The sequence below is a fragment of the Hufsiella arboris genome (assembly GCF_009834875.1).
In the GTDB taxonomy this organism is placed as follows: Bacteria; Bacteroidota; Bacteroidia; order Sphingobacteriales; family Sphingobacteriaceae; genus Hufsiella_A; species Hufsiella_A arboris.
The window spans coordinates 480,655-501,702 of the sequence record NZ_WVHT01000004.1 but is presented as its reverse complement, the minus strand read 5'-3'; the positions used below and the strand labels follow the sequence as shown (position 1 = coordinate 501,702).

At 45.1% G+C, this 21,048-nt stretch carries 13 protein-coding genes; 7 read left to right on the top strand and 6 right to left on the bottom strand.

The genetic code is table 11. The annotated features are described in order from the left end of the window. Nucleotides 1-1,191: 1,191 nt before the first annotated feature. Both GS399_RS11335 and hscA read right to left on the bottom strand, forming a co-directional pair. On the bottom strand, nt 1,192-4,884 hold the full coding sequence (locus GS399_RS11335) for an ATP-binding protein (RefSeq protein WP_237487928.1): 3,693 nt from the start codon (nt 4,882-4,884) through the stop codon (nt 1,192-1,194). A gap of 1,340 nt (nt 4,885-6,224) precedes the next feature. Then, complete coding sequence (gene hscA, locus GS399_RS11330) at nt 6,225-8,078, bottom strand: Fe-S protein assembly chaperone HscA (RefSeq protein WP_160844729.1); 1,854 nt, start codon at nt 8,076-8,078, stop codon at nt 6,225-6,227. A gap of 206 nt (nt 8,079-8,284) precedes the next feature. Between hscA and GS399_RS11325 the strand changes: the two genes are divergently transcribed. Continuing rightward, nucleotides 8,285-9,514: a C40 family peptidase gene (locus GS399_RS11325; RefSeq protein WP_160844728.1), complete on the top strand. Its 1,230-nt coding sequence runs from the start codon at nt 8,285-8,287 to the stop codon at nt 9,512-9,514. Continuing rightward, nucleotides 9,511-10,650, top strand: a complete 1,140-nt coding sequence (locus GS399_RS11320; protein ID WP_160844727.1) for a dipeptide epimerase — start codon at nt 9,511-9,513, stop codon at nt 10,648-10,650. Before GS399_RS11325 ends, GS399_RS11320 begins: the two co-directional genes overlap by 4 nt. 34 nt (nt 10,651-10,684) lie before the next feature. Here GS399_RS11320 and GS399_RS11315 read toward each other — a convergent pair whose 3' ends face one another. Then, nucleotides 10,685-11,596 (bottom strand): serine hydrolase, encoded by a 912-nt coding sequence (locus tag GS399_RS11315; protein WP_160844726.1) that lies wholly within the window; start codon nt 11,594-11,596, stop codon nt 10,685-10,687. Nucleotide 11,597: 1 nt separating this feature from the next. Continuing rightward, nucleotides 11,598-12,932: a dihydroorotase gene (locus tag GS399_RS11310; protein ID WP_160844725.1), complete on the bottom strand. Its 1,335-nt coding sequence runs from the start codon at nt 12,930-12,932 to the stop codon at nt 11,598-11,600. Between the two features lie 548 nt (nt 12,933-13,480). Between GS399_RS11310 and GS399_RS11305 the strand changes: the two genes are divergently transcribed. Next, nucleotides 13,481-14,284, top strand: coding sequence for an SDR family NAD(P)-dependent oxidoreductase (locus tag GS399_RS11305; protein ID WP_160844724.1), 804 nt, complete (start codon nt 13,481-13,483; stop codon nt 14,282-14,284). A 416-nt stretch (nt 14,285-14,700) separates the two neighbouring features. On the opposite strand, the gene GS399_RS11300 is transcribed toward GS399_RS11305, so the two are convergent. Continuing rightward, on the bottom strand, nt 14,701-16,881 hold the full coding sequence (locus GS399_RS11300) for a carbohydrate binding family 9 domain-containing protein (protein WP_160844723.1): 2,181 nt from the start codon (nt 16,879-16,881) through the stop codon (nt 14,701-14,703). Nucleotides 16,882-16,961: 80 nt separating this feature from the next. Here GS399_RS11300 and GS399_RS11295 point away from each other — a divergent pair, with 80 nt between their 5' ends. Beyond that, on the top strand, nt 16,962-17,582 hold the full coding sequence (locus tag GS399_RS11295) for a CGNR zinc finger domain-containing protein (protein ID WP_160844722.1): 621 nt from the start codon (nt 16,962-16,964) through the stop codon (nt 17,580-17,582). Nucleotides 17,583-17,761: 179 nt separating this feature from the next. On the opposite strand, the gene GS399_RS11290 is transcribed toward GS399_RS11295, so the two are convergent. Next, a complete protein-coding gene (locus tag GS399_RS11290; protein ID WP_160844721.1) occupies nt 17,762-18,583 on the bottom strand; it encodes an alpha/beta fold hydrolase in 822 nt (273 codons plus the stop codon). Nucleotides 18,584-18,981: 398 nt separating this feature from the next. Here GS399_RS11290 and GS399_RS11285 point away from each other — a divergent pair, with 398 nt between their 5' ends. The 3 genes from GS399_RS11285 (at nt 18,982) to gldC (ending at nt 21,031) form a co-directional block, all read left to right on the top strand. Beyond that, nucleotides 18,982-20,337 (top strand): DEAD/DEAH box helicase, encoded by a 1,356-nt coding sequence (locus tag GS399_RS11285; RefSeq protein WP_160844720.1) that lies wholly within the window; start codon nt 18,982-18,984, stop codon nt 20,335-20,337. Then, nucleotides 20,337-20,594, top strand: a complete 258-nt coding sequence (locus GS399_RS11280) for a hypothetical protein (RefSeq protein ID WP_160844719.1) — start codon at nt 20,337-20,339, stop codon at nt 20,592-20,594. Before GS399_RS11285 ends, GS399_RS11280 begins: the two co-directional genes overlap by 1 nt. Nucleotides 20,595-20,695: 101 nt before the next feature. Beyond that, on the top strand, nt 20,696-21,031 hold the full coding sequence (gene gldC, locus GS399_RS11275; RefSeq protein ID WP_160844718.1) for a gliding motility protein GldC: 336 nt from the start codon (nt 20,696-20,698) through the stop codon (nt 21,029-21,031). The last annotated feature ends 17 nt before the right edge of the window (nt 21,032-21,048 follow it).

Genomic DNA, 21,048 nt, shown 5'->3' with positions numbered 1-21,048 from the left:
TGGTGAGCGGAGTCGAACCATGCGCATCAAAGATTTACTGAGGATTTTCGACAAATATTCGGCAGCCTTGATTTACTCAGCCGTATTTATCGTTTTCAATTGTCTTCGTGGTCTCTTCACCCTACGGGTGCTTCGGCATTGTTAAACTTTGTATCAAGACAAAGTTTATAGGCTTCGGGCGGCTATGAGCCCAGCTGACAATAAAAAGGCACAGCCTGATGTTTATGAAAGTTAGTCCGCCTCATTACCGGCGGCTGGCTAGGCCTGTCGCAATCAGAGCGGTGGGAGCGGAAGTGACGTATGATTGCTTTTGCAACACTCGCTGATCGCTTGTATTCCGAGACGGTTTGAGTCTTATCACAAAGCCGGACCACCGCGTTTTTTTAACGCCAAAAATTTGCAGGCCGACATCGTACTATCAATGGCAGTAAGAATATGATCGGTTGCCAAGGACAGCAACTCATGTTCTGCAGTAACTTAGATCAGCGGCAGGAAGCTAACGTTCAAGCTTCCACGGTCTGCTCCGAAGCACGCTGGCAAGACGCAAGTGCCTGCAAGAATTAAAAACGGTTGCAGCTATTTAAATTTTAAAGTGCCAAGCCAATAGCGTAGCGGTTTTGCGATGTATTTGTATTTACTTTCGGCTAAGCAGGGACGAGCAAAAATAAGCGCCCCTTTTTTTAATTGCGTATTGGCCTGTGCAGAGAAGGCACCTAGCGGATTGACAAGATCTATTCAGTAGCTTTTAATTGTTTTTAAAGGCCTTCATGAGCTTGCTTGCAGCAAGGTTTTGTTTCTTTCCATCGACTGGGAAAGAAATGCCATGCCGGCACGAGGCATAAAATAATTCAACCGCTCTCCGCCGCGGGGGCACCCTCCTTTTTATTCAAGTTGGTAATTGTTTCAATGGCTTTCATGAGCTCCTTTTAGTCGGTTCTTGATAAAAAGGAGGCAAAAATCAAGAAAAGAAATAAGCTTCAGCCGCACTGTCACACGCATGGCCCAAGTGCTGAGCGTGCGCAGGTTGGCGGAAGCCGGATGGAGCATCTTTTCAGTCCCCCGCTCGCCGGATTTCACGCCGACTGTAAGCGCCACAAAGCCTGATCATAGTGTTTTCTTAACGCCAAAAATTTGCAGGCCGACTTCGCTCTATCAATGGCTGGAGGATATGACCGGTTGCCGGGTCGACAATCAAATAGTCACAGCGGTCGGAAGTGTAAAATGAAATATTGCGCCGTTTCCAACTTCACTTTCTGCCCACATTTTACCACGATGTCGCGAGATGATTTCTGAACTTAAATACAACCCAATACCGAAACCGGATATATTGTTTGCAGAATCACCTCCTACGCGGTAATAGCGATCAAATAACTTAGATAATTCTGACTCGTTTATACCCTTGCCTTCATCTTTTACACTTACGGAAATACTATCCTGGGATTTGGTAGCGCTTATGGTAACCTTTTTGTTTTTGGCGTATTTTACCGCATTGCTTAAGAGGTTTGTCAAGACCGTTCCAATCTTATCATGGTCAGCAGATACAGTGATCTCTTCACAGTTTATCTCGAATTCCTGCCCACCAGCCGTAAGACCAACTTCATCAACAATTTCCCGGATGAGTTCATCCAGTCTGAACTCACTCAGATCCAGGTGTATCTTACCGGATTCCAGGCGGGAAATATTTAAAAATCCATTGATCAAACCGCTCATTTTACGGACCTGGTTGGACGCCCGGTCAAATAGGGAGATATAATATTCATCCTTATTTTTTATAGCGTGCCTTGATCCAAGCTGGGTGAATCCGCTAAGTGAGGTCAAAGGCGTTTTTAACTCATGGCTGACCATGGCAATAAAATCATTTTTACGGATCTCATCCTCCTTGGATTCTGTGATGTCGAATAGTGTTCCAACTACAGAAATGACGTCACCCTTATCGTCAAGCTCGGCCTTTCCGGTAGAGTTAAGCCATCTTCTCTTACTGCCATCAAACGGCTGAATTTGATAATCCTCGCTATAGTTGATATTTTCATTGATGGCTTTTGTTATCGCCTGGCTGAATCGTTCCCTGTGTTCGGGTACCACCACTGCTAATGTATTCTCGTAAGTAAGTACTTCATTAGGCGGGATGGCGTGAATTATTCGACCCCGTGGCGACACTTCTAACAGGTCTGTCGCCACCGTGATCCGGTATATACCCATGTCGGAGGAATCCATTGCTAAACGTAAAGTATCACTCACCTTTTGCAGTTCCAGGCGTGCTGTTACCTGTTCAGTTACATCGGCAGCAACGGTGATCAGGCCATTGATCAACTGATTCTCGTCTTTAAGCGCTTCAATGGTTAAATTGGTGTAAATAGTTTCCTTGCCAAAACGATGAAGCGTAAAAGGTATTTCCCCCGACACGAAACGTTCTCCAGTTTGATAAACATGATCTAATATCTCTTTAAAACCTTGCCCCGCCAATTCCGGAATGACTTCAAAAAGTGGCCGTTTTAATGTATTTTCCTTTGATCGTCCCCAATAGTTTAGCATCCTGGAGTTGGCAAGTTCGATCACATGCTGAGGTCCGCGGTAGATAGACATAGCTACCGGTGCTTCGGTAAGCAAGTTTCGGAGTTGTTCTTCAGCGTAACCCCGGGCTTTACTGATGTTAATCTGGGCACGCACCTTGGTCAGCAGTTCCGCCGCCGAAAATGGCTTTACCAGGTAATCGTCGGCACCTGCTTCCAAACCGTCAATTCTTGCTTCCTCGCCAGCCCTTGCCGATAAAAAGATGACGGGCAGGTTGTATAGGTCCTCATCTTTTCGGATATTTTGTAGTAGTTCTTTTCCGTCCATCACGGGCATCATCACATCGCTCAATACTAATGAGGGCCGGTTTTGCCTGATCCGTTCTAAAGCATCGCTACCGTTCGACGCGGTATTTATGGTAAAATAGGGCTCCAGCAATCGTTTAAGATAGGCTCGCATATCACTATTATCGTCAACAATAAGGATATTGGTTTCTAAATTAACGGTATGATCGTGGGTGCTTACAATATCACTGGAGGTTTGAGTTACTTCGTCATTGTTACCTTTTGCTTCGTCTTGCAACAAACTATACGCTTCACGGATAAACGGTGCAGTTATTGCACTCATTTCCGTTTCGCGGGCTGATGCCACCACTTGGTTATCCGGCAAGTGCGCCTTTCCCGATGGTATCTTTACCGTAAATGTACTTCCCTGACCTTCTATACTTGCAACGCTGATCTCGCCGCCATGGAGGTGCACCAGTTCATGTACCAGCGATAACCCTATGCCCGTACCCTCATGAGTACGGCCGGCCGAGTTTTCTACCCGGTGAAACCGCTCGAACATATGAGGTAGTTCCTTTTCGGGAATACCGACACCTGTATCTATTACACGCAGTAACGCAAAATCACCTTCCTGCTTCAGATTCACTGAAATGGTTCCTTCCAGGGTATATTTAAATGCGTTGGAAAGCAAGTTCAAAACGATCTTTTCCCACATCTGGCGGTCAGCAAAGAAATCGCCGTTCAGCTGATCGCAGCTGACCCGTAACTCCATGCCCGCTTTTTCAATAATGGAGCGGAAACTACTGGCCAAATCGGTGGTAAGCTCTGCAAGGTCGATGATTTGGTAGGCAGCCTGGATCCGGCCAGCTTCAACACGGCTGTAATCCAACAGGTTATTTACCAATTTCAGTAAACGCATCGCGTTACGGTGCGTCGCCTCGATCTGGGCTTTCTTATGTCCGTCAGATTCGGCTTGCAGCAAATCCTCCAGCGGGCCAAGCATTAACGTTAACGGTGTCCTGAACTCATGGCTCACATTGCTGAAAAATGCCGTTTTAGAGCGGTCGATTTCGGCCAAAGCCTCTGCGCGTTTTTGTTCTTGTTCGTAGGCATATACATTGGAGATCGCCGTATTAAAAGTGCCTCCAAGTTGGTCATAAAAGTTCAGGTATGCCTCATCTAAAGCCCGGCATGCACTGACGCCTGCGATGATAAAACCAAAAAGATCCTGTTGTCCAGATATCCTTACCGGCAGGATCATCGCTGTATGTGGTGCTGTCTCATAAGGGCCGCTGCGGAAATCACCAAACAATGCCTGTAGTTCTTCCACTTTTAGTAATTCTCCCGAATCTACGACTTGTTGCAAAGGCCATTTGCTTTCAGCAAGTGCCATGACCGGTGACGCTAGAGCAGGAGCGCTTGCAACGCCTGCTGAACTTACCAGTTTAGCTTCGGCACCTGATAACTCATAGAACAGCATAAAAGGCACATCTAACTGATAGCTATCGTACTGCGCGTTTGTCAGGTCTGCTATTTCGGTAACGGATTTGGCTTTACTGATTACTGCACCGAGATCTTTTAATACCTGGGTGCGGCGGCCTGCCAGCATCTTCTCGGTAGTTTCCGTAATCGGGTGAAAGATACCGCCCACACCACCGGATTCATCGCGGATAGGTGCAAATGAAAAAGTCATCCACGCTTCTTCCAGGTAGCCATAACGTTCCAGGAACATTCGCTGGTCGGTAATGTAGGTGCCTTCACCCTGCTGTCCGCGGGTAAACTTATCGCCAACCACTTCCAGGGCAGATTCCCAGCAGATTCGGAAATTCATACCCATGGAACGGGGATGCATCTCGCCACAGATCGGCCGATAACTATCATTATAAATTTGAATGGTTTCTGGTCCCCAGGCGATCAGTATAGGAAAGGTTGATGAGAGACAAAGACTCACCGAAGTACGCAGACTTTGCGGCCAGCTTTCCACCGGGCCCAAGGCTGTTTTTGACCAGTCCATGGTGCGGATCAGTTTGCCCATTTCGCCTCCGCCTGATAAAAATTGTTCGGTACTTTCAGTCACCTCTGATAACATCACTTAATTTACTTTGCAGTAAAGATATGGATTTGAGTTATTCGAGAAAATGCTATGTGGTTTGGCTTTTTCGCCGTTTGACGGCATACTGCTCGTAAGAAATTTACCAGTGCTAAGGCTGCTGTAAAATTTTCGATCTTTTGAAGAAACTCAATGATATCAAAAGGCTTTTGGATATCATCACCGAGTTTTCTTAACGCCAAAAATTTGCAGGCCGACATCGTACTATCAATGGCAGTAAGGGCATGATTCGTCGCCGGGGACAGCAATTCATGATCTGTAGTAACTTAGATCGGCGGCAGGAAGCCAACGTTCAAATTGTCACAAGCTTTTCCGAAGCATGCACCGGCCTTCGAAGATTTGGAAGTAAGGCCTGCTTCGACTCCGCTCAGCATTTTAATGTTACCGAAATATAGTGGTGGCCTGTCATGGTGAGCGGAGTCGAACCATGCGCCTAAAAGATTTATTGAGAATTTGCGACAAATATTCGGCAGCCTTGATCTTTGTTAAACTTTGTATCAAGACAAAGTTTGTAGGCCTCGGGCGGCTATGAGCCCGGCTGACAATAAATAGGCACCGCCAGCTGTTTATGAAAGCTAGCCAGCCTCATTACCGGCGGACGGCTAGTTCTTTTTTCTTGATAAAAAAGAACGAAAAAATCAAGGCTTCAAATTTTTGTGCTAAAAACCCGAAGACTCGGCCTGTCGCAATCAGAGCCGTGCGAGCGGAAGTGACGTATGATTGCTTTTGCAACACTCGCTGATTGCTTGTATTCCGAGTCAGTTTGAGTCTTATCACAAAGTCGAATCACCGCGTTTTCTTAACGCCAAAAATTTGCAGGCCGACAGCGTACTATCAAAGACAGTGATTTATGACCGTTTGCCGGGACAGCAATTCATGATCTGTACTACTTAGATCAGTAGTAGGAAACAAACGATCATACATTACTGCCGTTGATCGTGGCATCCGGCAACAGCGGATTCAGCGTTAAGAAAGTTTGTGGTGATGGCGCTGCAGATCCTATCATTTGCATTGCCAAGCAGATGAAGCGAGTGTAGCAGCAACGATCAATAATCGCTGCCATTCCCACGGCTCTTCGCTGCGCTCCCGTTATCAGCATAAACTTTTAGCTGAAGAGCGGTGAAGCCGGCGGCTCTTTGGTCCTTTCCAGCTGAAGGGAAAGGACTAGGCCTTCGGGCGGCTATGAGCCCGGCTAACAATAAAAAGGCACAGCCAGATTGTTTCCTTTTAGGGCTATCAAAAGGAAATGCCCTGCCGGCACGAGGCATGGAATTACGAGAAGATTGGTCTTTGATGGGACAACCAAAATGGTTAAATAACTACAGACTCTTCCCCTTCATCGCTTTATTAATCGCCTCATCCATTACCCGTTCCGCAAACGGCCTGGTGAAATTGTTCAGCGCGTCCACTTTAGCGAGAATGTCGTCCTTACTTCCTGTTAAAAGCGTATCCTTTAGCGCCGTGATGAGATCTTGTGTTTCTACGATTTCCTTATCCGATAAAAACTGGCTGTTCTTTTCGATAAAGCGTTCGGCCGTATAAACCATTTGCTCGCCTTCTGTGCGGGCTTCGATCAGCATACGCTGGCTGACGTCATCTTTGGCATGAGTAATGGAATCGATCAGCATACGCTCAACTTCGTCATCAGATAATCCATAGGTCGGTTTTACTTCGACCTCTTGTTTCACGCCTGAACGAAGCTCGATTGCCTGTACGGTGAGTATACCGTCAGCATTAAGCAGAAAATTGATATCTACTTTCGGCAGGCCGGCCGGCATAGCGGGAATTCCCTTTAAATCAAATTCCGCCAGCTTGCGGTTTTCTTTGATGAGGTCGCGCTCGCCTTGGTAAACGGATATCTTCATATTCACCTGCCCGTCAACGGAAGTGGTGTACTGTCGGCCAGCTTTCGTCGGAACTTTTGCGTTACGCGGAATAATGATATCCATTAAACCTCCCATCGTTTCAATACCCAGCGAAAGGGGAGTAACGTCGAGCAGCAAAATATCGGAGCGGTTTCCTGCCAGGATATCGGCCTGGATAGCCGCACCCAGTGCTACAACCTGGTCGGGATTGATCTGGTCGTGAACGGGCTTGTTAAAGAAACTTGCAACAGAGTTTTTAACAAAGGGAGTCCTGGTCGAACCACCTACCATAATCACTTCATCAATATCGGAAGTGCTGAGTTTCGCGTCCTTAAGCGCGTTTTGGCAGCAGGTGATCGTTTCCTGGACTTTCGCAGCGATAAGTTCTTCAAATTTTATCTTGGTTATCGCGCAGGGAATACTTTCCAGCATATCATTAAAGAGATTCTGCGTGGTCAGCGCTTTCTTCGCTTCTTCAGCTTTAAGGCGTAAGCCTTGTGAAAGTTCTTTATCGGCCGCGACCTCGTTCCTGTTAAGTTGATTCTGCTCGATCCAATAATCAACAATAGCCTTGTCAAAATCATCCCCGCCTAAAAACGTATTACCGTTGGTAGCCAGTACTTCGAAAATGCCGTTTTGTATCTGCAGGATGGAAACGTCAAACGTTCCGCCGCCCAGGTCATAAACAGCGATGGTTTTGGTTTCATCCGGTTTGAGACCGATGCCATAAGCCAGGCTTGCGGAAGTAGGCTCGTTGACAATTCTGAGTACATCTAAGCCCGCCAGTTTTCCTGCATCGCGGGTGGCTTGTCGCTGGCTGTCATTAAAATAGGCAGGAACCGTGATTACTGCCCGGCTTACCGGCGTCTTCAGCGCATGTTCTGCCCGTTCTTTCAGCTCCTTCAATATCAGCGACGACAGCTCAACCGGTGAATAAAATTTGTCGCCGACAGCTATTTTTACGAGGCTTTCGGTATTATCGTCGATGACTTTATAGGAGAAAAAATCCTTATAGTTTTCTATGTCGTGGTATGATCTTCCAAGCAGGCGTTTCACAGAAAAAATGGTGCTAGAAGGATCAGTGATAAGATATTGTTTTGCTTCGTTTCCTACAGTGATCTCACCGCTCTTGCCAAAATGTATGATGGAAGGAACAAGCAAGCCTTTGCCCGTGTCGTTGATTACCTGTGGGTCCTTATCCGGGTTGATGAACGCAACCAGGCTATTGGTTGTACCAAGGTCGATCCCAACAATAATATCTTCTTTTTGCAGCGAACCTGTTGCCAGGTTTATCGAAACTTTTGCCATAATGAATGTGCAAATGTAGCCAGATTTTAAAGATGCCGTGTCATAATAATGTTTTAGAAAGTGGTTTTGAAATTTGCAGCTTTATGCATGGTTTAATAAAAAAATTGCATTTTCTTGCGTGAGTTAGTTAATAAAACTACTTTTATAACTGCGATTTCTACAAAATCACAATAGTTACATCTAAATAGTTCATTCAATCCCGATAAATGAATCGAAAACTTAATATTGTGCTTTTTTGCTGTTTGATTTATACGAGTTATTGTGCCGGACAGGTGGCGGGCGACAGTGCGGTTACAGCTAAAGCCCGCGAAATAGCCCAAAGAATTCAGTTAAAATATGCACCAGATAAGCGGACAGATATTTTTGAAATCGCTCAGGACGTTTCTGATACCGTTAAGATTAGAACTACCATACCAGCGGCTGCAACGGAATTTACTGATCTTTTAAAGTCTGTTCAACCCGGTAAGCTTGTTAAAACGCAAATGCTGCCTGGCACGGAATTGGGAAGTAAGGTTTTTGGTATCGTTCGATTATCGGTTTCAAATAATAGGAAGAATCCTGAGAATGCCGCCGAAATGGTTACGCAGATGCTGCTAGGAACGCCGATCCAGGTTTTAGAGAAATATCGTGGCTATTACTTGGTGCGTTCGCCCGACCGTTATATATCATGGGTCGATAATGACGCCATTGCATTAATGGAGAAAGCGGATTTAGACACCTGGCAGAAGTCAGAAAAGGTTGTTTTTACCGCCGACTACGGCTACTCCTTCAGCAAAGCTGACCAGGCTTCATTGCGGGTATCCGACCTTGTCAAAGGAGATATCCTGAAACTTGAAGGCAAAGAGAAATCGTTTTACAAAGTTTCTTATCCTGACGGGAGGACAGCTTATATCCCGCTTGCGGAGGCTGTCTCATACAAAAACTGGATTGAGAGGAAAAATCCAACCGCCGAACAAATACTCAGCACCGCAAAAACGCTGATTGGCGTTCCGTACCTCTGGGGCGGAACATCAGTGAAAGGTGTCGATTGTAGCGGTTTTACAAAAACCAGCTACTTTCTTAATGGAATTATTTTGCCGCGTGATGCATCGCAGCAGGCACTTGTTGGTGAGCCTGTTGATATTTACGAAGCCGATACGGTTAACCTGGATAAGTGCCTGAAAAATTTAAAAGCCGGCGACTTGTTATTCTTTGCCGGCTCAAAAGGCAAAACCGCAAACCCCAAAGTAACGCATACCGCTATTTACATGGGCAATGGCGAATTTATCCAATCGGCAGGAATGGTACGTATAAACAGCATGATACCGAATTCCGGTAATTACGCCGACTACCAGTCGCGAACATTAGTAAGCGCGCGCCGTATGCTAACTTCTATCGGGCAGCCACAGGTTACACGTATTGATCAGAATCCATTTTATACATCAGCAAAGAAATGAGCAACAGAAGAGACTTTATAAAATCATCAGCAGTATTAGCCGGAACGTCCATAGCCTTGGGTTCATCGCCGCTTTTAACCAGCGCCCGCGAGAAATTCGCCAGCAAAGGGAAATTAAAACTAAGGTTTAAACCCTATACGCTCCAGCTGAAACATGTTTTTACTCTTTCGAACAGCTCAAGAACTACGACACCTGTTGTTTTAACAGAAATAGAATATGATGGCATCGTCGGTTATGGCGAGGCCTCCATGCCGCCATATTTAGGCGAATCACATGAAACGGTATTAAAGTTCCTGGCTAAAGTCGACCTGTCGAAATTTGACGACCCCTTTGAAATGGAAAACATTTTAAACTATGTTGACCATATCGAAGAAGGAAATAAGGCTGCAAAAGCTTCTATTGATATCGCGCTTCACGACCTGGTAGGGAAGATCATGAAGCAGCCATGGTACAAGATATGGGGATATGATCCGGCGAAAACACCTAACACGTCGTACACGATAGGTATCGATACGCCGGAAGTGATTCGCCAAAAGGTGAAGGAAGCCAACCCCTATAAAATGCTTAAAGTAAAGCTTGGTCGCGATACGGATAAAATGATGATTGAAACCATTCGCTCGGTGACGGATAAACCAATTTGCGTGGACGTGAACCAGGGATGGAAAGACAAGCAATTCGCGCTGGACATGGCCAACTGGCTGCACGAACGCAACGTCGTGTTCCTGGAGCAACCTATGCCGAAAGAGCAGATCGACGATATGGCCTGGTTGACAGAACACAGCCCGATGCCAACGATCGGCGATGAGGCCGTTCAGCGGCTGGGTGACGTAATGAAAGCTTATAAAGTTTACAGCGGCATCAATATTAAACTGATGAAATGCACCGGCATGCGCGAAGCACATAAAATGCTGGAACTGGGCCGTGCGCTGAATATGAAGATCATGATCGGCTGCATGACGGAAACTTCCTGTGCAATCTCGGCGGCGTCTCAACTTGCTCCGATGACAGACTGGGCTGATCTGGATGGTGCATTGCTGATAAGCAACGATGTGTACAAAGGAATGGAGGTAATGAACGGAAAAGTGACGCTGTTTGATCAGCCGGGGCTGGGGTTAAAGAAAATAGCAAATTATTAAAAGAAAAGGAGCCGATTTTTAGCTCCTTTTTGTTTTAATCCAATTTAAACTTCTCCGCCTGCCCGCTGGGTGTCCATGTGCTTTTCGGCTCAAAATAATGCCATAGCAAATCAGATGTTTTTACGATCAGCTGCCAGCCTTCGTTTGATGGTGTCCAGGAAGTATCAGCCAGGTTTTTGGTGATTATGCAGAAAACATAGTCGCCGTGCGGGGCATTCACCAGCACTACTTCGGACCGCGACGCGTCGACCGCACCTTGCTTGGAAGCTGTTTGGACGGTCGGCGGTATTTGAGATAAAGCTTTGTCGTCCCAATAAATATGTGACATGTTGCGGTACATTCGTTCGCTGGCGGCTTCACTAACTGCTTTCCCGTTGCGGATCATTTCTACGAGCGTCGCCATTTCACGTGGCGTGGTTTGTCCCCAGCCATAAAGTTTTTGATTTGCCTGCCTTCCCGGAGTGCGCGAATTTACCCTGGTATCTTTGAACCCGTTTTTATCCAGCCAGTTGTTAATGTTTTCGCCACCAACGATCTTTTGAATCCATAAGCTGGCGGTATTATCGCTGGTGGTAATGCTCAGCATTTGCACTTTACTCAGATTGATTTTAGCGCTGTCTGCCAGCGAACCGACTACATCACCTTTGTCGTAACTCAAACTGTCGCGGTATTGCCAAATGTCTGAGTAGTTCAGATCGCCGCGGTCCAGCTTTTCAAACAGGCCGGCCATGATCGGAACCTTGATCATACTGGCGGTCGGGAAAATACTATCCGCATTAAACACGGCAATCTTCCCGGTATTCAGATTCTTGACGTAAATTCCGGCAACGCCGTTAATACCTTTCGTTAGTTCGACTAATTTACCCTGGAGCTTTTTGTCAGTTTTCTGTGCGGAAGCATTCAGTGTAAGTACAAGGAGGAGCGGAGCGATTAAAAATCTTCTCATATTATCTTGCAAAAGTTAAGCGTTGTCCGGGGGAAATTTCATGGAAGTTGCCGTTTTCGTAAACCAGGTTACCGGAAACGATCGTGTGTGTTACGGAAGATTTAAACTTCTGTCCTTCAAACGGGCTCCAGCCGCATTTGGAAAGAACGTTTAAGTGATTAACTGCCCAAGGTCTGTTTAATTCGATCATGGCCAGATCAGCAAAATAGCCTTCCCGGATAAAGCCTCTTTTCTCAACCTGGAAGCAAATCGCAGGAGCATGAGCCATTTTCTCTGCGATCTTTTCCAATGAGATTTTTCCCTGGTGATACATCTCAAGCAAAGCAACTAATGCATGCTGAACCAGCGGCCCGCCGGAAGGAGCCTGGAGATAAGGTTTTTCTTTTTCCTCGATGGTATGCGGGGCGTGATCCGTTGCGATGATGTCGATATGATTATTTAAAACACCTTGCAATATGGCGTCGCAGTCGGCCGCAGTTTTAACCGCCGGATTCCACTTGATCCAGTTTCCTTTTTCGGTATAATCTTTATCGGAAAACCAGAGATGATGGATGCAGGCTTCAGCCGTAATGCGTTTATCTTTTAAAGGTGTTTGATTGTCGAATAAGCCAATTTCTTTCGCTGTTGAGATATGTAAAATATGCAGCCTTGTGTTATTTTTTTTTGCCAGTCCGACAGCAAAAGACGATGACAAGTAGCAAGCCTCCGTGCTGCGGATGAGCGGATGCATTTCCGGTGTGATATCATCGCCATATTTTGCCTTAAACTTCTCCATGTTGTAGCGTATGGTCGCTTCATCTTCGCAGTGTGTGGCAATCAGCATTGGTGAATTTTTGAAAATACCTTCCAGCGTTTTCTCATTGTCGACCAGCATATTGCCAGTAGATGAGCCCATGAACACTTTTATACCGCATACATTCCGGGTGTCGGTTTTCAAAACCTCTTCCAGGTTATCGTTTCCTGCACCCATGAAAAAGGAATAGTTGGCCAGTGATCTTGCCGCGCCAATCGCATATTTATCCGCCAGCAGTTCCTGTGTGAGTGTGTTTGGCACCGTATTAGGCATTTCCATAAAAGAGGTGATGCCGCCCGCCACCGCTGCCCGGCTCTCGGTAAAAATATCGGCTTTGTAGGTCAGTCCCGGCTCGCGGAAATGTACCTGGTCATCAATACATCCCGGAAAAAGGTATTTTCCTTCAGCGTTTATTTCCTGGTCGGCTTTTACGTCGATAGATGGTTCGATTCGCTCGATCAGCCCGTCTTTAATGAACAGGTCGCTTTCAAATATTTTTCCTTCGTTTACAATCGTTGCCGCTTTGATCAGGATGGATGACATGGGAGAAGTGTTTTTTGGGCTAAGATAGGGAATTTGAGTTACGAGTGCGGGGATGTAGGTTGTGAGTCGAAGGTTATGAGTTACGAGCTAGCGATTAAAAGTTAAAAGTTCCTGATTGCACTTGCCATTTGTGTAATGTGTACAGGTTTTGCGTTTTAGCCCCGATGGCAGCGGATACCAGCCGGTGTGTAATGCCTGCAGACGTATGAGCGTACAGCGGGAACAAACATTGATAGCAGTAATTTCCCTGCGCTTCTGATAATTCAACTATTGCCTGTTGCGTATTCGCGGGAAGATTTTTACTATAAACGACTTGAAAATGTACGGAAGTGCTTCTTGCTTGTACCCGTCCCGTTTTTCGCTTTTACTCCTCACACATCCGCACATTCCTCAGGCTTCGCTGCGGGGTAACCGCTGCAACCGGGTTTAAAATCAACGTTTCTCCCTTCGGATATCCTCACTTTTGACAATTTCATGTTTCATCGGAAACAACAGTTTCAATCAATCGCTTGTTCAACATTCAAAAACAAACATTATAATTACCCATTATGAAAATCGATCTCAAAGGAAAAATCGCATTAATTACCGGCGGCAGTAAGGGAATTGGCAAAGGAGCCGCGGAGGCTTTGTCAGGCGCAGGAGCAACCGTAGTTATCTGCGCACGTGACGAAAAGGAACTTGCTGCAACCGCGCAGGAAATATCAGGCAAAACAGGTTTCCCTGTAAAATTCTACACGAACGATGTGACCAATGACGAAGACGTGAAGAACCTCGTTGACAAAATAAAATCGGAAGTTGGCAGCGTGGATATTTTGGTGAACAACGCCGGCGGCATAGGGGAGAACCTCGAGTTCGAAAAGCTTTCGCCCAAAAGCTTTTTAGATTTATACGACCTGAATGTAGTCTCGATGGTGCGTTTTATACAGGCAGTGCTGCCGGAAATGAAGGAAAAGAAGTGGGGCCGCATCATCAATATTTCTTCTGAGAACGGCTTGCAGCCCTATCCGGATATGATTTCTTATAACTTGACCAAGGCGGCAAACATCAACCTGAGTAAAGGTATTTCAAAGCTCGTCGGGCATTATAACATATTGGTAAATACCGTTTCTCCCGCTTTTATCAAAACACCGCTCGTTGAAAACATGCTGCAAACCATGGCCGAAAAGGACGGTAAAACAGTGGAGGAAGTAGAACATGGATTTCTAACCCAAAAGCGCCCTGGAATTGATGTTGGCCGTGCGGGAACCATTGAAGAAGTGGGCGCGGCAATCGTGTTCCTGGCGTCGGAGCAGGCTTCGTTTATAAACGGCACGAATTTGCGGGTGGATGGCGGTTCGGTTGGAGCGATTTAGGTTAACGGATTACAATTCCTTAATTATGTTAGTAGGGGATTGCAAATCCAGAGCAGCTTGGCCCTAAAGGACGCCTTTACCAAATCCAAACAGTTGATGTTACAATTAGTGAAGCAGTAAAGGTTTCCGATTTGCACCTGCCATTTGCGAGTGATGCGCACAGGCATTGCGTTTTAGCCCCGATTGAAGCGTATACCCCGTAACGAAGCAGGGGTCAGGTGCAAAGCGTGAGGAGTATAGCGTAAAGCGGGATCAAACGATAATAGAAGTATTTGCATTGCGCTTCAAGATAAAGTTAATGAGTTAATCAGCTTAGCGTTTATTGTCATTCAGTTTTTAATTTCGAATACAGCACAAGGCCAATATTTTTGTTTCGGATCATTTCTAAATTACACCGGTGGCAGCAATGCAGCTAATCAAAATTGCTTCAGGTAACTCAATTTAACGATCGCCTGTTGCTCCCGAAATCTTTCAGCGGTATTGGTTAAACGATTGTTAAACACGAAAAACAAATAACTCAGCGGCCGGTATTCCCACGAAAAACGTACGTAAAAACCAGCGTTTTTATTTTGTGTATTGTATTGCAGCAGGCTGTTTAGTTGCAGGCGGGGATTCATGGCAAATCGTCCTTCTAAGGTGTATAGCGAAACATTTCCCGACTGGCGCCCGGCTCCCAGTTCTTTAAAATTATTATTTGATAACGATGCTCTCAGCGAGGCATATGGCACAGGTGTTATGGCCAGCGTTGCAGTGGTGCTGGCTAATCTTCCATTAAAATACTTGCCAATATCATAGATAAGTGAGTAGGATATTTTGGCGGAAGGATCGTTGCTTACATAAAATGTGGATCGGCTGTAGTGATATGTTCCTGGATTAATTAATGCACCCAGCGGCGCGAATGGCTCTGTAAGATACTGGTACACTGGTGTAATCGAGTATCCGAAAAAACCGCCCGAGTGCAGCAGCACCCAAAATGGATAAATCGCGATGGAACTTTCAATTAACTTTCCGGTTGACGCCTGGTGATAAAATTCGGCAGCCGCGTCAGGTTGAATTGCCCTGATCCATTTCTTGAAAGGCAGCCATTTACCGCGAAGATTGGTTACAAAGGCGGGTGATGTGCTGATGACATCCTGGCGCGAAACAAAGCCTGTTTCATTTTGATAATTTTTAGTGATAAGCGCCTGTGTGAAAAAGCCTTGTATCGCGTTACTGGTGTACAAATATTGATAATAACCGGCAAAACCCTGTTTATTTTGGTAGCTGTTTGAAGAATGGATTCCCATTACGCTGATCGAATTCTTTTCATTAATCCTGAAAAAACCGTCTACGCTGGCATTGATGTTTGTATTGGAGGAATATAGAGCCTTTGACGAATTCGACTTCATGGATAGCAGGCCACCGATCCGATTTTGTTTTGAGATGTTTTGCGAATAACGGGCTACCGCATAGTGTGTGGCAGGGGTATTGTCGGTTTCTGCCTGTTGTATGTACATGCATCCAAAATTCTTTTCCGGAGAGCGATTTACAAAACGGGCACCGCCGCTAATTGGAACTGGCACGCCGTTGTCAAGGCCGATCGTCCGGCTGAAAAAAGGATAAATAAACATGCTGCCTCCGGTTCCGTTCAAACCCGGACTAAAAAGCGACGCATTTTCAAGGTAAAATTGCCTTCTTTCCGGGTAGAGAACCGAAAAACGGGATATATTATTAACGGCGATATCCGCATCAGCCTGGGCGAAATCCGTATTAACTGTTAAGTCTAGTACGGCATTTGAGTTAATTGCCCATTTAAAGTCGCCTCCAGCCTTCGCTTTATACTGGTTATTACTGGAAGTCGTTAACGTAGAGTTTGTCTGCGAGCCCAAGGTATAAGCGTTTACTTGGAAATTAGCCGACGGCGATGGGGTATCGAACGAATTTAATTCGCCGGCAAACTCCATCCTGTTAAAGCTGAACGATCGGGGGTATGGCGACCAAACCGACACTTCATTACTCGAACGCTTTTGCCGGTAAAAATTAATTCCCCATTGCTTATGATCGGTATTTCCTTTGTATCTCAATGTTTTCCACGGTATTTCAAACTCCGCGATCCAGCCGTAGCTTTGGATACTGGTCCTAACTTTCCATAAGCCATTCCAGTAAATGTCAGTTAGCTGAGCATCGAAACTTAAATAATCGTGCTGGGCTCCATACGGGTTAGCGGCAAATGTTACATTATTTCTTTTGTCGTTAAAAGCATCGATGCAAATCCCGAATACGTCGTTTTTAGAGATCTCGAAATCTCTTCTCAGTTCGGTAACACGTATTCCCTTCCGGCCGATTGAGTCGTAACAAACGGCGCCGATGTACAGGTTTTGGTCATCATAAACGATCCTGACCATTGTTGGAAATTTGGCGGCGCTGCCTTCGTGCGGTTCTACCTCGATAAAATAACCGGCACTGTCAGGAATTTTCCATGCAGCCTCGTCAAGTATCCCATCAATTTTTATCGGCGAAGTTGCCTTGCTGGCTTTTAACTGAGGCTTCGGATTAGTTGGCTGTGCGAAGACTAAAACCGGGTAGATCATAATGATCATTAAAGGTAACTTTACCATATAAATCATTTTAATAGTAAAGTTATAGAATTAATAATTACCTGTAAAAACTTTTTACTGGTAAATATTTATATTTGTTTATGCAACAGAGAACAATTGAACAGCTACAACTGGACGGAGGTTCGTGGGTTTTTGATTTTACGAATACGGTTAATTCAAGAAAGGTCAGCGACAATTTTGATTACCTTAAAAGTTATGATGATTTTCTGGCCTGGTGCTTAAAAACGAATTTGATTGATAGGGATAAATTTGAAATCCTGAAAAATTACAGTTCTAAAAAAAAGGCAGAGGCGAAAAGTGAATTTGAGAAAGCGATATTTTTGAGAGAACTTTTATACAAGCTTTTTTCCAGCGTCGCAAAAAAACAAGCTCCCGACGACGAAACGCTTGACCGGTTTAACAAAATACTTTTGGAGTGCTTTGCAAAACTTCGGCTAACGGTTACGAACGAGAATGCAGGCCTTGTTTTTCAAAGCAAATCGATTTCGCTCGGGGAACCTTACTGCACGCTTGTAAAAACTGCCTACGACATACTTATCAACGAAAATTTTGCGCGCTTAAAGGAATGCCCGTCATGTGGCTGGCTGTTCATTGACACTTCGAAGGGAGGGAAAAGAAAATGGTGCGATATGAACGTTTGCGGCAGCCAGGATAAGGCAAAACGATATTATCACCGAACGAAGCCTAAATCTAAAACCTAAAATATGTTTTTCTTCAGGGATTTTAAACGGTCGCCTTTGAGACAAATGGTTCACCCTGCACGCGATGCTTAAAGATATTAGACGATTCCGTGTTTACTTACAATTGCTCTGAAGACAAATAAGGACAAAAAAAACTGCCTGCGTTTATAGCAGGCAGCTTTTTGATACATGGCGGTTAATTAAGATTTAATAAATTCAAGCAAATCCGCGTTTATTGTGGCAGCTTCTGTGGTTGGCATACCGTGCGGGAAACCCGGATATATGATGATCTTTCCGTTCTTCACAAGCTTAATTGCTTTTTCCGCTGAAATTTTATAAGGAACAATCTGGTCGTCATCGCCATGCAGAATCAATACCGGAACGTCTACACTTTTCAGATCTTCGGTGAAATCTGTTGCTGAAAAAGCTTTAATGCAATCATAAAGAGCCTTGATCCCGCCCATCATCCCCTGGCGCCACCAATTGTCTCTAACACCCTGCGATATTTTTGCACCTTCACGGTTATAACCGTAAAACGGTACTGTGAAGTCCTGGAAATATTGCGGACGATTTTTGGCTGTATTTTCACGTATTTCATCAAATACAGATATTGGAACGCCATCGGGGTTGTTTTCGGTTTTTGCCATTAGCGGCGTTACTGCGCTGATTAGCACTGCCTTTGCAACGCGACCGGCACCGTGCCTGGCCACATATCTGATCACTTCCCCGCCACCAGTTGAGTGACCAACGTGCACCGCATCTCTTAAATCAAGCGCTTCAACAAGCTCTGCAACATCCGAAGCGTACGTATCCATTTCATTGCCTGTAGCTGTTTGCGTAGACCGCCCGTGACCGCGGCGATCATGGGCGATTACTCTGAATCCCTGGTCAAGGAAAAACATCATTTGAGCATCCCAATCGTCGGAAGAGAGAGGCCAGCCGTGATGAAAAAAAATCGGTTGACCTGTTCCCCAGTCCTTGTAATAGATTTCGGCGCCGTCTTTTACTGTGATTTTGTCCATTTTTTTAAGTTTTGTTTATTGTTATTTATGTGATTATCAAGAACTATTCAGCGTCTTCAGGCCTGTGCCGTCCGGGCTTCTGTTCTCATTTTACAATCAGTGTGCCATAGGTATAATCGACTGTAAAGCAGTGATTTGATTTCGTTTTGAATTGCTTTTCGCTACCATTAATCGTGTTTTAGCGAATTATCAATAATTATTAGCATTGAAATGGTGACTTCATTACAGGGCAATTCATGAACGACAATTTCGGATTTAAGTCAATCTTAATCGATTGAGTATATAGGTCTTATGAATTTACCCGAAATGCCGGTGCTTATCACGTTTGCTAAGCGGAACTTCAAAGCCTATGGTCATAAAGTGACTCACAACCCATATTTAACCCTATCTTTGCGCTTATGCCGCAATCGTTCGAAGATTTTAAACTGAACCGCCAGATACTAAACGCCATCGCTGATGCCGGATATGAAACGCCAACACCAATCCAGGAGAAGGCTATCGCGCCAATTCTTTCGGGGCAGGACATGATGGGTATCGCACAAACCGGAACAGGGAAGACTGCTGCTTACGTTCTGCCGATGATTATGAAGCTGAAGTACGCACAGGGCAATGACCCGCGGGCCCTGGTGCTTGCACCCACGAGGGAGCTAGCCATGCAGATCGAGGAGAACATACGATTGTTTGCAAAGTATACGGATTTACGCGCTGTAGTGTTGTTCGGCGGCCTTGGCCCGAAAACCCAGATAGCAGAACTTGAAAAAGGCTGCGACATCATTGTCGCTTCACCGGGAAGGTTTTTAGATTTATACCTCGCGGGACATATTGTGACTAAGCAACTCCAGTTCCTGGTGCTGGATGAAGCCGATAAAATGATGGACATGGGCTTTATCGGTTCCATCCACCGTATCCTGGAAGTCGTTCCGCGTAAGCGCCAGAATCTGTTGTTCTCAGCAACGATGAGCGAGCTGGTGCATAAAATTTCGGGTGATTTTCTGAAATTTCCAACGATCGTAGAAGTTGCCCCACAAGCAACCCCGGCACAAACGGTTAAGCAGGTTCTATATCATGCTCCGAACCTGAAAACGAAATTAAACCTGTTGCAGCATCTGCTAAAAAATGACGAAGAGTTTCATCGCCTGATTGTTTTCTGCAAAACAAAAACCGTTGCCGATAATATTTTTAGTTTTCTTGAGAGACGTTATGGTGCTGAACAGGTCCGTGTGATCCATGCTAACAAGGGGCAGAACACCCGAATTAATTCAATTAACGCGTTTAAAGAAGGAAGCGTCCGTTTTCTCGTTGCAACGGATGTAGCTGCCCGCGGTTTGGATGTAAGCAATGTCAGCCATGTAATTAATTTCGATGTTCCTATCATTATTGAAGATTACGTGCATCGTATCGGCCGGACAGGCAGGGCATTTAATACCGGCGACGCGATTACTTTTTGTAATAAAGCGGAGGAGTATTATGTGAGTAAGATCGAAAAGCTAATCCGCCAGCCAATCCCGGTGCTGGATATTCCTGAAGGAGTTTTTATTGAAGACACCGCTTACGAAGAACGCCAGGCGATCAACAAGGAAATCGACTTGCAAAAACGAAAAGATAATCCTGACTTCCAGGGTGCTTTTCATGAAAAGAAAGCTAAAAATTCAAAAACCGTAAACACCAAACCGAACGGGAAAAAAGCAAAGGTCAACAAGCCAGGTAAAGGCCGCACTAAAAGTGTCCGTTTTGATAAAGCTAAAAAGAGCTAATGAAATTAAGGGTAACACCATTAAATATCGCGGCTGCTTTATCATTGGTCTTTGCCGCTTACCTGTTTCTTTTTCCCAGCCATAACGAATACGGAATACACACGCTTTTTAAGTTCTTACTGATAGTTCTCGCACTCGTTTTCTTTATAAGCGACCTGATTTTCAGATATTCTTTTAAGAGCCTCAAAAAGATCTGGCTGGTCGAAATAGGCTTTATTGCGTTCACTGTTCTGTTGATCTTGATCATCAAAAAGTAAAGCATTGAACATGCGCTTTACGCTTCGGATGAATTTTGCATCTTTGCAACCGCTTTGATTTTGAGATGTGTCTCAAATCTCACTACTCAAATCTCGTTAAAATGAAAAAAGCAGAAATAAAACTTACCATCGAGCTCGACGATAATAACGTTCCTGAAAATATCCTTTGGGAATCCACCGATTCTCAGACTAAGGAGCAAATGGCCGTTAAATCGATGATGCTGGCTTTGTGGGATCATCAATACAAAAACTCTTTACGCATCGACCTTTGGACGAAAGACATGCCAGTTGATGAGATGAAGCGTTTTTTCTATGAAACGCTGCAAACTATGGGCGACAGCTTTCTGCGTGCCACCGGCGAAACAAATATCGTGGAAGATCTTCGCGATTACTGTGCGCATTTCGCGGAAAAAATGGAGATTAACGTAGGCAAGTAGGCATTACAGATAAAAAC

Bases quoted from the DNA above. Each gene is read 5' to 3' on its own strand.
- GS399_RS11300 (WP_160844723.1), bottom strand. From the start codon at position 16,881: ATGGTAAAGTTACCTTTAATGATCATTATGATCTACCCGGTTTTAGTC.
- GS399_RS11290 (WP_160844721.1), bottom strand. From the start codon at position 18,583: ATGGACAAAATCACAGTAAAAGACGGCGCCGAAATCTATTACAAGGAC.
- GS399_RS11305 (WP_160844724.1), top strand. From the start codon at position 13,481: ATGAAAATCGATCTCAAAGGAAAAATCGCATTAATTACCGGCGGCAGT.
- hscA (WP_160844729.1), bottom strand. From the start codon at position 8,078: ATGGCAAAAGTTTCGATAAACCTGGCAACAGGTTCGCTGCAAAAAGAA.
- GS399_RS11335 (WP_237487928.1), bottom strand. From the start codon at position 4,884: ATGTTATCAGAGGTGACTGAAAGTACCGAACAATTTTTATCAGGCGGA.
- gldC (WP_160844718.1), top strand. From the start codon at position 20,696: ATGAAAAAAGCAGAAATAAAACTTACCATCGAGCTCGACGATAATAAC.
- GS399_RS11280 (WP_160844719.1), top strand. From the start codon at position 20,337: ATGAAATTAAGGGTAACACCATTAAATATCGCGGCTGCTTTATCATTG.
- GS399_RS11325 (WP_160844728.1), top strand. From the start codon at position 8,285: ATGAATCGAAAACTTAATATTGTGCTTTTTTGCTGTTTGATTTATACG.
- GS399_RS11315 (WP_160844726.1), bottom strand. From the start codon at position 11,596: ATGAGAAGATTTTTAATCGCTCCGCTCCTCCTTGTACTTACACTGAAT.
- GS399_RS11285 (WP_160844720.1), top strand. From the start codon at position 18,982: ATGCCGCAATCGTTCGAAGATTTTAAACTGAACCGCCAGATACTAAAC.
- GS399_RS11295 (WP_160844722.1), top strand. From the start codon at position 16,962: ATGCAACAGAGAACAATTGAACAGCTACAACTGGACGGAGGTTCGTGG.
- GS399_RS11310 (WP_160844725.1), bottom strand. From the start codon at position 12,932: ATGTCATCCATCCTGATCAAAGCGGCAACGATTGTAAACGAAGGAAAA.
- GS399_RS11320 (WP_160844727.1), top strand. From the start codon at position 9,511: ATGAGCAACAGAAGAGACTTTATAAAATCATCAGCAGTATTAGCCGGA.